Source organism: Agrobacterium sp. S7/73 (assembly GCF_019355535.1).
In the GTDB taxonomy this organism is placed as follows: Bacteria; Pseudomonadota; Alphaproteobacteria; order Rhizobiales; family Rhizobiaceae; genus Agrobacterium; species Agrobacterium tumefaciens.
Window position 1 is genome coordinate 557470 of record NZ_CP072136.1, and the last position, 15159, is coordinate 572628.

The 15159-nt window shown below is 58.8% G+C and carries 16 protein-coding genes; 13 read left to right on the forward strand and 3 right to left on the reverse strand.

All coding sequences use genetic code 11. The features are described from left to right. Positions 1 to 221 precede the first annotated feature (221 nt). Entirely contained in the window at positions 222 to 3920 is a 3699-nt protein-coding gene (locus tag J5276_RS02540) for a response regulator (RefSeq protein WP_112154084.1), read from the forward strand. Between the two features lie 33 nt (positions 3921 to 3953). Here the strand turns inward: J5276_RS02540 and mnmD are convergent, their stop codons facing one another. Next, positions 3954 to 4697, reverse strand: coding sequence for a tRNA (5-methylaminomethyl-2-thiouridine)(34)-methyltransferase MnmD (gene mnmD / locus J5276_RS02545; protein WP_112154083.1), 744 nt, complete (start codon positions 4695 to 4697; stop codon positions 3954 to 3956). On the opposite strand from mnmD, the gene J5276_RS02550 reads away from it, so the two are divergent. From J5276_RS02550 to J5276_RS02590, 9 genes are all read left to right on the forward strand, one after another. Beyond that, a complete protein-coding gene (locus J5276_RS02550) occupies positions 4696 to 5922 on the forward strand; it encodes an FAD-binding oxidoreductase (RefSeq protein WP_209159550.1) in 1227 nt (408 codons plus the stop codon). The two genes, mnmD and J5276_RS02550, sit on opposite strands and share 2 nt — an antisense overlap. Positions 5923 to 6015: 93 nt before the next feature. Next, positions 6016 to 6723 carry a DUF1045 domain-containing protein gene (locus tag J5276_RS02555; RefSeq protein WP_019565154.1) on the forward strand — a complete coding sequence of 236 codons (708 nt, stop codon included), beginning with the start codon at positions 6016 to 6018 and terminating at the stop codon, positions 6721 to 6723. 209 nt (positions 6724 to 6932) lie between these two features. Further along, positions 6933 to 7856 (forward strand): allantoinase PuuE, encoded by a 924-nt coding sequence (gene puuE / locus J5276_RS02560; RefSeq protein WP_003513682.1) that lies wholly within the window; start codon positions 6933 to 6935, stop codon positions 7854 to 7856. Then, entirely contained in the window at positions 7856 to 8353 is a 498-nt protein-coding gene (gene uraD / locus J5276_RS02565; RefSeq protein WP_097100723.1) for a 2-oxo-4-hydroxy-4-carboxy-5-ureidoimidazoline decarboxylase, read from the forward strand. Before puuE ends, uraD begins: the two co-directional genes overlap by 1 nt. A gap of 53 nt (positions 8354 to 8406) precedes the next feature. After that, positions 8407 to 8697 carry a nucleotidyltransferase family protein gene (locus J5276_RS02570; protein ID WP_003513679.1) on the forward strand — a complete coding sequence of 97 codons (291 nt, stop codon included), beginning with the start codon at positions 8407 to 8409 and terminating at the stop codon, positions 8695 to 8697. After that, positions 8694 to 9056 (forward strand): DUF86 domain-containing protein, encoded by a 363-nt coding sequence (locus tag J5276_RS02575; protein WP_019565156.1) that lies wholly within the window; start codon positions 8694 to 8696, stop codon positions 9054 to 9056. Before J5276_RS02570 ends, J5276_RS02575 begins: the two co-directional genes overlap by 4 nt. A gap of 3 nt (positions 9057 to 9059) precedes the next feature. Continuing rightward, positions 9060 to 9560, forward strand: a complete 501-nt coding sequence (locus J5276_RS02580) for an ureidoglycolate lyase (protein ID WP_112154081.1) — start codon at positions 9060 to 9062, stop codon at positions 9558 to 9560. Next, positions 9557 to 9913: a hydroxyisourate hydrolase gene (uraH, locus tag J5276_RS02585; RefSeq protein WP_003513673.1), complete on the forward strand. Its 357-nt coding sequence runs from the start codon at positions 9557 to 9559 to the stop codon at positions 9911 to 9913. The genes J5276_RS02580 and uraH overlap by 4 nt, the downstream gene beginning before the upstream one ends. Positions 9914 to 9918: 5 nt before the next feature. After that, positions 9919 to 10662 (forward strand): metallophosphoesterase, encoded by a 744-nt coding sequence (locus J5276_RS02590; protein ID WP_003513672.1) that lies wholly within the window; start codon positions 9919 to 9921, stop codon positions 10660 to 10662. A gap of 3 nt (positions 10663 to 10665) precedes the next feature. On the opposite strand, the gene J5276_RS02595 is transcribed toward J5276_RS02590, so the two are convergent. Next, positions 10666 to 11943: a D-alanyl-D-alanine carboxypeptidase gene (locus tag J5276_RS02595; protein ID WP_019565159.1), complete on the reverse strand. Its 1278-nt coding sequence runs from the start codon at positions 11941 to 11943 to the stop codon at positions 10666 to 10668. 190 nt (positions 11944 to 12133) lie between these two features. Here J5276_RS02595 and J5276_RS02600 point away from each other — a divergent pair, with 190 nt between their 5' ends. Both J5276_RS02600 and J5276_RS02605 read left to right on the forward strand, forming a co-directional pair. Then, complete coding sequence (locus J5276_RS02600; protein WP_112154080.1) at positions 12134 to 12718, forward strand: TetR/AcrR family transcriptional regulator; 585 nt, start codon at positions 12134 to 12136, stop codon at positions 12716 to 12718. Further along, complete coding sequence (locus tag J5276_RS02605) at positions 12715 to 13059, forward strand: multidrug efflux SMR transporter (protein ID WP_038491907.1); 345 nt, start codon at positions 12715 to 12717, stop codon at positions 13057 to 13059. The genes J5276_RS02600 and J5276_RS02605 overlap by 4 nt, the downstream gene beginning before the upstream one ends. Before the next feature lie 203 nt (positions 13060 to 13262). Here the strand turns inward: J5276_RS02605 and J5276_RS02610 are convergent, their stop codons facing one another. Next, entirely contained in the window at positions 13263 to 14396 is a 1134-nt protein-coding gene (locus J5276_RS02610) for an alpha-hydroxy acid oxidase (RefSeq protein WP_065659120.1), read from the reverse strand. Between the two features lie 266 nt (positions 14397 to 14662). Between J5276_RS02610 and J5276_RS02615 the strand changes: the two genes are divergently transcribed. Further along, complete coding sequence (locus J5276_RS02615; RefSeq protein WP_236761514.1) at positions 14663 to 15157, forward strand: hypothetical protein; 495 nt, start codon at positions 14663 to 14665, stop codon at positions 15155 to 15157. Positions 15158 to 15159: the final 2 nt, after the last annotated feature.

Here is a 15159-nt window from a genome sequence, read left to right on the forward strand (position 1 = left end):
GCGTTTTATGGCGTAAAGTCAAGCAATAGTTTTGTAACGCTGCCGTCCCGCGGCGCATGGCTGCCATGCAGAAGGCAGGCTGGCGATTGCCGGCGAGGCGCGGAAGCTTGCGAATAATTATGGTTAAAAAAGGGTAAAGCGACCATTCCGCACATAGCAAATAGCGGTTTTCTCACATAACGTTTTTGCAACGACGTCTGGAAATATTTGATTCGACAAGGATGGAACTGCACGGTGTGGAGTATCGCTTGACCCAAGGATGCGGGTTGCTGGAAAAAGCTTACGGGGCAATCGCCGCCCTGGATTTGCCCGCGTGCATCAAGGACAGCGAGCTTCGCTACCTCATGGTCAATGCAGCCTATGGCCGGGTCATGGGGCGTCCGCCCGCCGCGTTCACGGGCTACACGAGCCTTGCTCTTTCCGCCGATATTCGCGATGCCGAGCGCGAGGACAAGGAGCGCCGCTCGCTGGTCTTTGCCACGGACGAAGTGATTTCATGCCATGGTGCAGCATCTTCAGGGCCTTACAAGCTGCGTTGCGAACGTTTCACCGGCGATGACGGCAGTCTGTTCCTGTTTGAGGTGTTCGAAGAAATGCCCTCTGTCGTGAAGGGTGTTTCGGACGGCGGCAGCGCCGACCTGCTGTTCGACAGCGGCGTTATCGACCTCATCGATGCCGGCATCGTAATTTATGACCGTGAAAACCGGCTCGTCTATTGCAATGCGCGTTTCGTGGAATTCTACAGTGATTTCAACCTCCAGCTAAAGCCCGGCACCCGGCTTGAGACGCTGATGGAGGCGGTCTATTTCTCGAGCGGCTACCGCAGCGTGAAATCGGACGATCCGGATTATCAGGCATGGCTGCAGAAGCAGTTGCGGGATTTTTCCCTGCCCTATCTCGAAAGGGTGGAGCAGTTTGCCGATGGCCGCTGGGTGCGTATGGTCAACAAGCGGCTGGAAAACGGCATGCTGGTGGGGCTTCGCGTCGATGTGACGGAGTTCAAGGCGCATGAGACCCTGCTTAGCAAGCAAATCCGCGAGACCTGGCTGCTGCGCGCCGCGCTTGAGCAATTGCCCGTGGGCGTGTTCCTGCGGGACCAGGACAGGCGGCTGACCTTTGCCAATGCGGCCTTTGAGAAATTCCGGGGCGGCAGCCTCGCCGACTATTTGGGCAAGACCGAATGCGAGATGTTTCCGGAGGAGGGCGCAGAGTTCCAGCGGGAAAACGAGCATATCCTGCAAACCGGAGAGGCGATTGAAAAGACGGGAACCATTCCGCTTTCGGATGGCGGCGCCGTTCCGGTCATAACCCGGCTCGGCCGGGTCACGACGCCCGATGACGAATATTATCTGGTGGGTTCAGTCACCGATGTCAGCCTGCTGAAGGAGCGGGAAAATGCGCTGATCGCGGCGCAGGCGCAGGCCGAAGCGCTGCATCGCCAGTTCGAAACGGTTCTTCATGCCCTGCCGGTTGGCGTACTACTCCTCAACGCGGATCTCGTCATCGAATATGTCAATCCGTGCTTCGACACGTTATGGGGCGAAATCGGCGGCGAGAAGTCGCTTGTCGGTAAAAGCTATCGCGAATTCATGGAGGCGAATTTCGAAAGCGGCCTTTATGACTATGGCGATATACCCTTCGAGGAGCTCTACAACCAGCGCGCAGAACGGCTGCTCAACGACAAGGTCTTCACGCCGCGCGAGGTGCGCAGCAAAAGCGGCAAGGTCACCGTCATTTCCAAGACCCGCCTCGACGGCGGAAAAATCCTCAGCACCTATGCCGATGTGACCGACGTGCGCATGCGCGACGCCGAGATCAGTGAGGCAAAGGCCGAACTTGAGCGTGTCGGCGAATATATGCAGGGCGCCACGCGCGCCATGGCGCAGGGGCTGGTGCTGGTCGAGCAGGGAACCATCATCATGTCCAACGAGGCTGTGGCGCGAATGTTCGATGTGCCGCCGCAGCTGCTGGAAAAGGGCTGCAACTGGTCGGGGTTCTTTGCCCATTGCGCCGGGCGCGGAGATTTTGGCACCAAAGAGGAGGCGGCCGCGACGCTGACCGCCTGGAGAGAGCACATAGCCGCCAACAGGCCGTTCTCCTGGCTGATCCATATTGCCGGAAAGACGTGGCTCAATCTGGAAGCGACCAACAGTTCCGGCAATTACTGGCTCATCATCGTCACCGACGTCACCGAGATGAAGATGCGCGAGGAGGAGTTGCAGCGGCTGCTTTCCCGCGCGGAAGCGGCAGATCGCGCCAAATCTGAATTCCTTGCCAATATGAGCCATGAAATCCGCACGCCGATGAATGGCGTGCTCGGCATGGCGGAACTTCTGGCCAAATCCAATCTGGATACGCGGCAGAAAACCTTCACCGATATCATCGTCAAATCCGGCAATGCGCTCCTGACGATCATCAACGACATTCTCGACTTCTCCAAGATCGAGGCCGGGCAGATGAAGCTGCGCAGCGTGCCTTTCGATCCGGCGGAAGCGGTGGAGGATGTGGTTTCCCTCCTGTCCTCAGCGGCGCTGGAAAAGAACATAGAACTGGTCGTCCGGATCGATCCGTCGGTTTTCGGCAACGTCATGGGGGACGCCGGGCGGTTCCGCCAGGTCGTCACCAATCTTGTTGGAAACGCCGTCAAGTTCACGGAAATGGGGCATGTGCTGATCGAACTTTCGGCGCAGTCGGCGGAAGCTTCGGAGACCATTCTGTCGCTGCGCGTCGAAGATAGCGGCATCGGCATTCCCGCAGACAAGCTCGAAACCATCTTCGACAAATTCAGCCAGGTCGACGGCTCAGCGACGCGGCGGCACGAGGGAACGGGATTGGGACTGGCGATCACGGTCGGTCTTGTCGGTCTTTTCGACGGTACGATCAATGTGGTGAGCGAAGTCGGCAAGGGATCGACCTTCGAGGTCAATATTCCGTTTCACGTTACGGAAAAACGGCGCGACGCTCCGCTTCTTGCCATGGCGATCGAGGATATACGCGTACTCGTCATCGACGATAACGACGTCAATCGCCGCATATTGACGGAGCAACTGAAGACTTGGGGTATCGACGGCCATGCTGTGCAGGACGGGCCATCAGGCATTGCCGTGCTGCAGGAGGCTGCGTCCCTCGGTTTTGCCATCGACGCCATCATTCTCGATTATCACATGCCTGTTATGAACGGGCTGGATGTGGTCGAGCGGATCAGGGCGGATAGCCGTTTCGACGATATCGCCATCGTGTTCCTGACGTCTATGGATGTCGTGGGTGACGAGAGCCTTTTCACCGATCTCAGCGTGCAGGCGCATCTGATGAAGCCGGCGCGGGCGCGTCTGTTGCGTTCCACCCTGTTCGATGTGGTGCGGGATGTGCGGCAGAAACGCGCCCGGCAGGATCCGCAGGGGCTGGGCTCAGGCGGCAGCGATGCGCCGGTGCGGCCAGACAATGGCCCCACGGACAAGAAGCGGCGGGTTGTGTCACCTCCGACGACGGTTCCAGACCGGCGCCGACCCTGCCTTGTGGATGTGCTGGTGGCCGAGGACAACGACGTCAACCAGATCGTCTTCACCCAGATATTGCAGCAAGCGGGTTTGCGGTTCCTGATCGTCGGCAATGGCAAGAAGGCCGTTCAGGCGTGGGAGGAGCACAATCCCGCCGTCATCCTTATGGATGTGTCGATGCCGGTGATGAACGGGCATCAGGCGACACTGGCCATCCGCGCTGCCGAACAGGCGGCTGCCGACGGCCGGCATGTTCCGATCATCGGCGTTACCGCGCATACACAGGACGCGGACCGCGAGCTTTGCATCGCAGCAGGCATGGATGATTATCTGTCGAAGCCCATCAGCCCCGAAATTCTCGAGGACAAGATCGCGCAATGGCTGGGAGACGCGATGCCACGCCGCGACGTGCCGACCGCCTGACAGTGAAGGCCGGTTGCTGCTGTGGGAGCCGTCTCAGTGGGATGGCTTGGTGCCGCACAGCATCTCACGCTTTCCGGCAAACCCTTTGCGGCGCTCCAGTTCAAAACCGGCGGCGATGAGGTTGCGGCGGACGAAGCCAGCGGCGGCATAGGTGGCGAATGTGCCCCCTGGTACCGTTTTGCCGAACAGCGTCTGCATGATTTCCAGCGACCACATTTCGGGATTGCGGGCAGGGGCGAAACCGTCCAGAAACCAGGCGTCGAAGCCTTCGCTTCTGCCGGAAATGCCGGTGAGCGCTTCGCCGCACACCACTGTCAGGCGCGTCTGGTCGTCCAGTTCGATATCGACCTCGCCTTTCGGGTCCGCCGGCCAGCGGGCGACCAGTGCCTTGCGTTCGGTATCAACTTCCGGCCAGCGGGAAAGCGCCCGGTCAATCTCGTCCGCCTTCATGGGGTAGAGTTCGAAGGACATGAAATGCAGCTTGGAGTGACCGTTGCGCACCTCTTTCCATTGACGCCAGGTCTCGCAGAGATTGAGACCGGTGCCGAAGCCAAGTTCGCCGATGCGGAAGATGTTCTCTCGCTCAAGCCAACGCTGCGGCAGGCCGTTTCCGGACAGAAAGACATGGCCGCATTCCAGCCTGCCATCCGTCTGGCAATAAAAATGATCGTCAAAGGCTAGCGAATAGGGCATATCCCCCTCACGCCAGTCGAGCGCGGCGGGCGGATTGTCGGCCGCCGAACCGATATCTGCGGTGTTTTCCTTGGAATGTGTCATGACTAATGCCGATAGTCCCGCTTTCGAATCTGGTCAATCACCAAGATTGCGGGCACCAAGATTGCCTGGCTCGGTGCCGCTCCTCATCGTCGGTGGCGGCATTATGGGGCTGTGGGCTGCCGTCAAGGCAGAGAGGATGGGCATAAACGCCCTGCTGCTGGAAGCGGGCCGTCTTGGAGATGGTGCAAGCGGCGGGCTGTTGGGCGCACTGATGCCGCATATGCCGGACCGCTGGTCGGACAAGAAGCAATTCCAGTTCGACGCTCTCGTAGCGCTGGAAAAACAGATCGCCGAGTTGGAAGCCGAGACCGGGCTTTCCGCCGGTTACCGGCGCTGCGGCCGGATCATTCCCCTGCCGAAACCACATTTGCGCAGCATTGCCGAACGGCACGAGCGGGATGCCGGGGAAAACTGGGTTTCAGACGGGCGCCGGTTCCACTGGCATGTCGGTGACAGCCCTTCGGTTGCCGGATGGGTGGACGATGCGGCGGGACAAGCGGGCTTCGTGCTGGATACGCTGGCTGCAAGGGTTTCTCCCCGGGCGATGCTAACCCTTCTGTCGGCTTTCCTCCGCAACGCCCGGCATGTGCGGGTGGCGGAACAGTGCCGCGTCGTCTCGCTCGATCCGGATAAAGGGCGGGCGGTGCTGTCGTCGGGCGACGAGGTCGCCTTCGATCATGTCATCGTCGCGAACGGCCATGGTTCCTTCGCGCTGATCCGCGATGCCATCGGTCTGGAACCCGGCATTGTGCTTGGACAGGCGGTGAAGGGGCAGGCCGCCCTTCTTGATGCTGCGGCCGATCCGGCCATGCCGGTCGTGTTTCTGAACGGCCTCTACATCGTGCCGCATGAGGATGGCACCGTCGCCATCGGCAGTACCAGCGAAGATTGTTTTTCCGATCCATTCAGCACCGACGAAAAGCTGGAAAAATTGCTCGCGGATGCATGCGCCGTGGTGCCGTCGCTTGGCCGTGCGCCGGTGATCGAACGCTGGGCCGGGTTGCGGCCGAAGGCGGTTGGACGGGACCCGATGGTGGGTACACTTTCCGAATATCCGCGGCTCGTGGCGTTATCGGGCGGCTTCAAGGTCAGCTTCGGCCTTGCCCACTATCTTGCCGATGCTGCGTTGCAGGCCGTATGTGGCCACACGCCGGACGTGCCTTCCGGTTTTCGCCTTCAAGAACACGTGAGTATTGCCGTCCGGACTTTAGAAACTTCTGATTAGTTTGGTCCACGTCGTTAATCTGTCACGCAAATCGCTTACTTGCTGGCCTGCAAAGAGCCCCGTTTGGCCGCATTTGCGGCGAGGTGATAGCGCATGCGATACGCCATCCATTTCACGCCTTCCCCCAACGACCCGCTGACGCAGGCGGCTGCCGCGTGGCTGGGACGCGATGCCTATTCAGGCCATGCGGTGGAGCCGCCGGGCATGATCGATCTCGGCATGCAGGAGATTTCCTACCATACCGCCCTGCCGCGCCGTTATGGTTTCCACGGCACCATAAAGGCCCCGTTCCGTCTTGCCGAAGGTCATTCCGAGGCCGCCTTGTTGCGCGACCTGATGTATTTTTCCGGCAGGCAGGATCCCTTCACGCTGCCACAACTTATAGTGGCGCGGCATGACAATGTCTTCAGCCTCGTTCCCGAGCGCCCCTGCGAAGTGCTGAATTTTTTCGCAGCCCGTGTGGTGCAGGAATTCGACCGCTACCGCGCGCCGCTCTCCGAGGCGGAAATCGAGCGGGCGGATCCTGACCGGCTTTCGGCTTCGCAGCTGACCAATCTGCACCGCTGGGGCAGTCCGCATGTGATGGACGAGTTCCGTTTTCAGATGTCGCTGACGGGCGGTGTCGAGCCTTCCAGCAGCCAGAGGATCGAGCGTGCCGTGCGCAAGGTTTTCGAGCCGCTGCTCACCCGGCCTCTGTCATTTTCCAGCCTTGCGCTATTCATCGAGGATGAACCCGGCGCGCCTTTCCGGGTGCACTCGCTGCATCCCATGGGTCGTGTTTCCGCCCGAAAGATCGCCTGAGAAACGCCCCGCAGAAATCGTACACAAAAAAGCATCGGAATGTCGGCAAAATTGCTCTCGACATTCCGAATGCGGATGCTACCGTCCGTGCATCGCATGTCTGAAGCGTGTCGTGTTTACCCGTTCCGGGCAGACACCTTCGGATGGTTGTTTTGCTCATGTCTTCCAGAAGCGGGTTCCGCGTCGGGAGAGGTGTTTTGGGTGGCTGAATGATTTCCGAGAATTACTCCCGCAATCTGGTGGGCTACGGCCGCAACAGTCCCGATCCGAAATGGCCGGGCGGCGCACGCATCGCCGTGCAATTCGTCATCAATTACGAAGAGGGCGGCGAAAGCTGCATTCTCGACAACGACAAGGCGTCGGAATCGCTGCTGTCGGAAATCGTCGGCGCGCAGCCGTGGCCGGGCCAGCGCAACCTGAACATGGAATCGATCTACGAATATGGTTCACGCGCCGGTTTCTGGCGGCTGTGGCGCATGTTCACCGATCTCGGCGTCACCACAACTGTTTATGGCGTGACCGCTGCCATGGCGCGCAACCCGCAAGCCGTTGCGGCAATGAAGGAAGCGGGTTGGGAAATCGCCAGCCACGGTTATCGCTGGCTGGAATACAAGGATTTTTCCGAGGAGGAAGAGCGAAAGCATATTGCCGAAGCCGTGCGCCTGCATACGGAGCTGACGGGCGAGCGCCCCTTTGGCATGTATCAGGGCAAGCCTTCCGACAATACGTTGCGTCTCGTCATGGAAGAGGGTGGTTTTCTCTATTCGTCCGATTCCTATGCCGACGATCTGCCCTATTGGGTGAAGGGATTGCAGGATGAACCGTTCCTGATCATTCCCTACACGCTCGACACCAATGATATGCGTTTCGCCACGCCGCAGGGTTTCAATTCCGGCGACCAGTTCTTCGCCTATCTGAAAGACGCTTTCGACGTTCTTTATCAGGAAGGGCTTGAAGGCGCGCCGAAGATGATGAGCGTCGGCCTGCATTGCCGTCTCGTCGGCCGTCCCGGCCGCGCCGCAGCCCTTCGCCGTTTCATCGAATATGTGCTGGGCCATGAAAAGGTGTGGATCCCGCAGCGTATCGAGATCGCTCGTCACTGGCATGAAAACCACAAGCCGGGAACGCTCTGATGCTGACGCGGGATGAATTTGTCAGCCGTTTCGGCGGTGTGTTCGAACATTCGCCTTTTATCGCCGAACGGGCCTATGATGTCGGAGGCGCAGGTCTGGAGTTAACGGCGAAGGCGGTTCATGGCGCATTATGCGCGCAGTTTCGTGCCGCCTCCGAAGCGGAACGGCTGGGTGTTTTGCGCGCGCATCCTGATCTTGCCGGCAAGCTCGCAATAGCAGGTGAGTTGACCGCCGATAGCCGCAATGAACAGGCGGGCGCAGGGCTTGACCGGCTTTCGCCCGAGGAGCATGCGCGCTTCACCGAGCTGAACTCCGCCTATACGCAAAAATTCGGCTTTCCGTTCATCATTGCGGTCAAGGGGCTGAACAGGCACGATATTCTCTCCGCCTTCGAGACGCGTATCGGCAATGATGCGGCGACAGAATTTGCGACGGCGACGGCGCAGGTGGAAAAGATCGCCTGGCTGCGCCTTTCCTCGATGCTGCCCGAGGGCTGAATTGGCGAGCGGCGGTCGTTCCGCTATACTCGTGCTATCTGGAGATTGAGGCCATGAGACCCTCCGAGGTGCTGGAAAAGAACAGGGAAGCGATCCGCGAAGCGACGAAGCGCTTCAACGCGGCAAACCCGCGCGTGTTCGGTTCCGTCGCCCGTGGCGAAGACAGGCCGGACAGCGATCTGGATATTCTGGTGGATGCGTTGCCGGGGACCACTCTGTTCGATCTTGGCGGATTGCTGGAGGAACTGAAGACTATCCTCGGTGTCGAGGTTGACGTCGTCACCTCAGGCGGCCTGCACTCGGATATCCGGGCGCGTGTTCTGATGGAAGCCAAGGCAGTATGAGTACGGATCGACTTCTGCTCTACCTGAAGGAGATGGATGTTGCCGCCTCCCGAATACGGGATTTCATTCAGGATATGGATGAGGCCACTTTTTCTTCCGATACGCGAACCCAGATGGCGGTGATGATGTGCCTTGCCCTGATTGGCGAGGCGGTCGCAAAACTGGACAAGTATTACCCCGCGTTTTTACAGCAGCACCCGGAAATCCCCTGGATAAAGATGAAGGGTATGCGCAATCTGATCGTGCATGATTATTTCCGGGCGGAACTCTCGGTGGTCTGGAAAACGATAACGCAGAGCATTCCGGATTTGCAGGCGCGTCTCTCACTCCTCCGAAACTGGCATGCCCAAGGTGAATGACATTTGACTGATTTTCTCGAGATTAAGCCTCTCACCAAAGAGGCGTTCGCATCCTTCGGTGATGTGATCGAAATTACACCCTCTTCCATGCGCCACATCAATGGCGGCCAGACCGAGCGGCATCATGCGCTTGCTGCACCCGAGGCAGCGGGCGAGGGTGCGCGCATCATCCTCAATATTTTCCGCGGACAGCCGCGTACCTTTCCCCATACAATCGAGATGATGGAGCGGCATCCGCTCGGCAGCCAGAGTTTCTCGCCGCTGTCCGGCAGGCCTTTCCTTGTCGTCGTTGCCGAGGACGAGGGCGGCAAGCCTGGTCGGCCGCAGGTTTTTCTGGCGTGCGGGGATCAGGGCGTGAACTACCGCCGCAACGTATGGCATTACCCGTTGATGCCGTTGCAGGCGATTTCGGATTTTCTGGTTGCCGATCGCGATGGGCCGGGCAACAATCTGGAAGAGCATTTTTTCGATGCGCCCTATATGATCGCGGAGCCCAGCCTATGACCGGTTTGACCACTCACGTCCTCGATGCCGCCCATGGCACGCCCGCCGAGGGGCTGACGATCGAGCTTTACCGGCTCTCGGGTGATCGTCGCGAGAAGATTAAGACGGTTAAGACCAATAGCGATGGCCGCGTTGATGGCGGGCCGCTACTTGTGGGCGACAGTTTCAAGGCCGGGGAATACGAGCTGGTTTTCCATGCGGGCGATTATCTGCGTGGCAAGGGCGTCACCCTGGCGGAACCCGCCTTTCTCGACATCATCCCCATCCGTTTCGGCATTGCCGACGAGAGCGGCCATTACCATGTGCCGCTTCTGCTTTCGCCCTATAGTTACTCCACCTATCGAGGAAGCTGACCGCCATGATCTTTGCCGCCATTGCCGATATTCATGGAAACTGCGCCGCACTGGAGGCCGTGCTTGAGGATATCGCGAGGCTTGGCATCAAGGACATCGTCAATCTCGGTGATTGCTTCAGTGGTCCGCTGGAAGCGGGTTTTACGGGCGATGTGCTGGTTGGCAACTGGATACCCAGCGTTCTTGGCAATCATGATCGCGAATTGATCGAGCGCGCGCCGGAAGAGATGGGCAGCTGGGAGAGGCCGGCGCATGCGCAGCTGACCGCCGCGCATCTGGACTGGCTGCACACCCTGCCGTTCAGCATGGTTTTCAAGGACGTCGCCTATTGCTGCCACGGCTCGCCGCGCGGTGATCTGGAATACTGGCTGGAAACGCTTTCGACGGAAGGGGTGCTGAAATTGCGACCGCTTTCCGAAATCGAGGCCATGGCTGATGGCATCACCCAACCGCTGATGTTGTGCGGCCACACACATATCGCCCGCACCGTGCAGCTCTCCGATGGCCGCCTGATCGTCAATCCCGGCAGCGTCGGCTGCCCCGGCTGGAAGGATGGCACGCCGTTCGACCATCATGTCGAAGTCGGTCATCCGCTTGCCAGTTATGCCGTGCTCGAAGAAACCGCACGCGGCTGGCAGGTCTATTTCCGGCAGATACGCTACGATAATCTTGCCATGGCCGAGATGGCGAAGGTCAACGGCATTCCGTATCTGGCCGATGCGTTGGAAAACGGTTGGCTCAAGCGGTAGAACTCACCCTTCGCTGTTCATGACAACGCAGGCATAAGACTGCGCCTTCAACTCCTTACAGGCGGAAACCGCCGAGGACTGGTCTTCAAAGCCGGTAAAGCGGGCGCGGTAGAGCGTTGCCGATCCGCTTTGCACCGCTTCGGTATAGGGCGCGATGCCGGAGTAGCTGCCGGCGATGTTGGAGCGCGCATTGGCGAGCAGCGAGCGGGCGGCAGCTTCGCTGTCGGTGGCGGCGATCTGCACTTCCCAGCGGCTGCGTTGGCCGGTCATTTGTGCAGCGGGTGCGGGTTTCGGAATGGCAGAGACCTGGATCATATCCGCCATCTGGCTGTTCGCCGTGGCGATCTGCATGGCGATCGGATCGGCGCGACGCTCGGCAAACATAGGCAATGGTACGGTTGCCGGAGGGACGGCTGCGGGCGGCACATCGAAAGTGCGGCTGACATTGGCGCTTGCCACCAGCTGTTCGGTATTACGGTTTCTCGAGGCCTGCGGCATCGCCTTGTCCAGCAGAGCAGCCATCTGCGCATCGCGGCTGCGCGCGGTCTTGCCGCCCAGCACGACGCCAACGACACGGCGGCCATTGTGATTGATGGCGCTGACGAGGTTAAAGCCCGACGCATTGGTGTAACCGGTCTTGATGCCGTCCATGCCCTGATAGCGATACATCAGATTATTGTGGCCACGGATGCGCTTGCCCCGGAAGCTGAAGGATTCCATGGCAAAGAGGCCGTATTCTTTCGGAAAGTCGCGCTGCAACGCAAGGCCGAGTTTCGCCATGTCGCGCGCCGTCGTCACCTGCGATTTGCTGGGCAGGCCGGAGGCGTTGCGGAAAACCGTCTTGGTCATGCCAAGCTGGCGGGCCTTACGGGTCATCATCTGCGCAAATTGTGCCTCGGACCCACCGAGATGGTCACCCATGCCTTCCGCCATGTCATTGGCGGACTTGACGATCATGCCGTAGACGGCTTCGCGCACCGTAAACGTCTGGCCCTCACGCACATAAAGCTTCGAGGGGATGACGGCTGCGCCGTTCCTGGACATCCTTATCTTCTGGTCCCAGCGAATTCGGCCGGCGTGCAACGCCTCGAAGGTCATATAGAGCGTCATCATCTTGGTCAGCGATGCCGGGTGGTTCAGCACATCGGCGTTCTGCGCGGCGAGGACCTTGCCGGTATTGGCATCCATGATGAAATGGGCATAACCGGCCTGCGCAGGCGATGCCTGCAATGAGAGGATCGCGCAAAAGAAGGCGAGTGCGAATACCCATGCGCCCGCCATTCCCCGTTTGATCGTTCCCGACATGGTCCACCCCTTTATGTTCGATCGCCGCGATGGGCGAAGTTTTACTGACACTTTCCGGCAACAAAACCGCTAAAACTTTAGAGATCGCTTTCATGCTTAATTAAGTATGAAATTCAAGTCGGCCGTCGCCCTCACAATTTCCTTGCAAAGAAACCAACCATCCGGTATGTTTTCGACCATGACAAATGCACATGAACGCAAAAAGCAGCCTGAGATCGTGCGCCGCAATCTTCTCGATTGCGCGGCGAAACTCGCTGCCGAGCAGGGGGTTGCGGCGCTTTCCGTGCAGGCAGTGGCCGATGCCGCCGGGGTGACGAAGGGTGGGTTGTTTCATCATTTTCCCTCCAAGCAGGTGCTGCTGGAAGCGGTGATGACTGACCTTCTGGCGGCTCTGGACACTGAGATCGACGACCTCATCTCACAGGATTGTGAAGCTTTTGGGAGCTTCACAAGGGCCTATGTGAACGCGGTTTTCTCGGATCGGGGCAGGGATTCGGGCAGGCAATGGGCAGCGATCTCGGTTTCCATGGTCGGTGAACCGTCGCTTCGGCGCATGTGGAACAGCTGGATTGAGGGGCGCCTTGCCCGGCATAAAGAAACGGATGACGGGGTGGTCCTGGAGATGGTGCGGCTTGCGGCTGACGGCATCTGGTTTGCCGATCTACTGGCCGACGACGGTAAAGCGGGTGGCGACAGGGCGGCTCTGAGGGCCCGGATGATCGCCCAGACGAAAAAGGAAGTGGAACGATGAACGCGGCTGTTTTGACTTATGGGGCGCTTGTCGCGGCTATCGTCTGCGAGGTCATCGCAACTTCCTTTCTGCAGCAATCGCAGCAATTCACCAAGCTGTTGCCGACGGTGCTGATGGCTCTGTTTTACGGTGCGGCCTTTTATCTCCTGTCGTTCACGCTCCGGGCGCTGCCGGTCGGCGTTGCCTATGCGATCTGGAGCGGGCTTGGCATCGTGCTCATTTCCGGCATTGGCTATTTCGTGTTCCGCCAGACGCTCGATATTGCTGCGGTGGTTGGTCTTGGGTTCATCGTGACCGGGGTGGTGATCGTCAATGTGTTTTCGAAGACGATTGGGCATTGAGCGGACTTCTCCACCTCATTCCTGTTCTTGTCACAGGAATCCAGCCGGCGCGCGTCTGCGCGACGAGAATAGTCCTTTCAGCCCAAGGGCTTGGGCTCGCTGGATCCCTGTGACAAGCACAGAAATGAGGGAGGCGACGTAAAGGCGATATTCTTACCGAAGCATCGGCTTCGATCTTTACGTTGTATGCCGTGTCGTCACCATCACGCCAGAATGCTGCGGTCGACGTCCGTAATCAGCCGCTTCCCGCAAAGCGCCATGCTGATATCCATTTCCTTGCGGATGATCTCGAGCGCCGTCGTCACGCCCTGCTTGCCATCCGCGCCGAGGCCGTAGAGGAACGGGCGGCCGATGTAGGTGCCCTTGGCGCCAAGTGCTACCGCCTTCAGCACGTCCTGGCCGGAGCGAATGCCGCCGTCCATATGTACCTCCACCCTGTCGCCAACGGCATCGACGATCCTCGGCAGCATGGCGATCGAGGAATGCGCGCCGTCGAGCTGGCGACCGCCGTGGTTGGAGACGATGATGGCGTCCGCGCCGGTATCGAGCGAGGCGCGCGCATCTTCCTCGTCAAGGATACCCTTGAGTATGAGCTTGCCGCCCCAACGCTCCTTGATCCATTCGACATCCTTCCACGACAGGCGCGGATCGAATTGCTCGGCCGTCCAGGAGGAGAGCGACGAGAGGTCGGAGACGTTCTTGGCGTGGCCGACGATATTGCCGAAGCTGCGGCGCTGGGTGCGCAGCATGTCGAGGCACCATTTCGGCCGTGTGGCCATCTGCCAGATGTGTTTCGGGGTGAATTTCGGCGGGGCGGAGAGGCCGTTGCGCAGGTCCTTGTGGCGCTGGCCGAGAATTTGCAGGTCGAGCGTCAGCACCAGCGCCGAGCATCCGGCGGCTTTGGCGCGATCGATGAGATTATTGACGAAGTCGCGGTCCTTCATCACGTAAAGCTGGAACCAGAAAGGTTTGGAGGTGACGGAGGCGACATCCTCGATGGAGCATATGCTCATGGTGGAAAGCGTGAAAGGCACGCCGAATTCTTCCGCCGCTTTTGCCGCCAGCATCTCGCCATCGGCATGCTGCATGCCGGTTAGTCCAGTGGGGGAGAGCGCCACCGGCATCGAAACCTTCTGTCCGATCATTTCGGTGGCGAGCGACCGGTCGGTCATATCCACCAGCACACGCTGGCGCAGCTTTATCTTCGAAAAATCCTCCTCATTGGCCCGGTAGGTGCCTTCCGTCCAGGCGCCGCTATCGGCATAGTCGAAAAACATCTTCGGCACACGGCGCTGAGCCTGTTTCTTCAGGTCCGCTATGGTGAGGATTTTGCCCATGGATAAAGCCTTCACATTTGAATGATGGCTTCACATAACATGGTAATCGCGTTTACGCGATGGCAATCGTCTTTGCAGCAGTGCTTTTTGCACTCGCAAATGGCTAGGAATTATGCTTGAAATATACTGTATTTCGATAATAATTCAGATGGTTTCTCAAATAATAGCGTATTTTAATATGTTAAATTATTTGCTCAGATTACTTATCGCAGTTCTTATTTCGCCCGCGATTGTTTTCGCCGCCGAGTGCCCCTCCGGTAAAAATGATGGATGAGTTTGTTCTTGCCCACGGTCAGGTGCGCAGCGAATTCAGGCGATCCGGACCGATCGTCTTGGTGGAGAATGATTTTCAAGGCGCAGGCAAACAGAGGCTTTTTCTCTTTCGGGGGTTAATCGAGCTGGCGCGTTCGGGCGATGACGGCAATTACAGCCAGCACTTTACGTCAAATCTGGAAGCATTCTGGCCTCTGAAAGTTGGCGCTCGACGCACTTTTGAATTTCTGCCGCTCGAAACTACCAAAATCGAGGATAAGTGGTCACTGACCCTTGCAGTTACGAAGCGGCGCGCCTTTCCGATTAAATTCTGCAATTACGAGGTGTTTTATGTGACCTACGACATTCGTAAAAACGGCAAAGAGGAAGAACGATGGACAGCGGTTTATTCGCCGGATCTGCGCGCCACGGTGGCGAAGATTTACGATGAGGGGACGGAAGACGAAGAAATTGTCGCCTATAATTTGATTGCGCCTCTGAAGCGGTGACG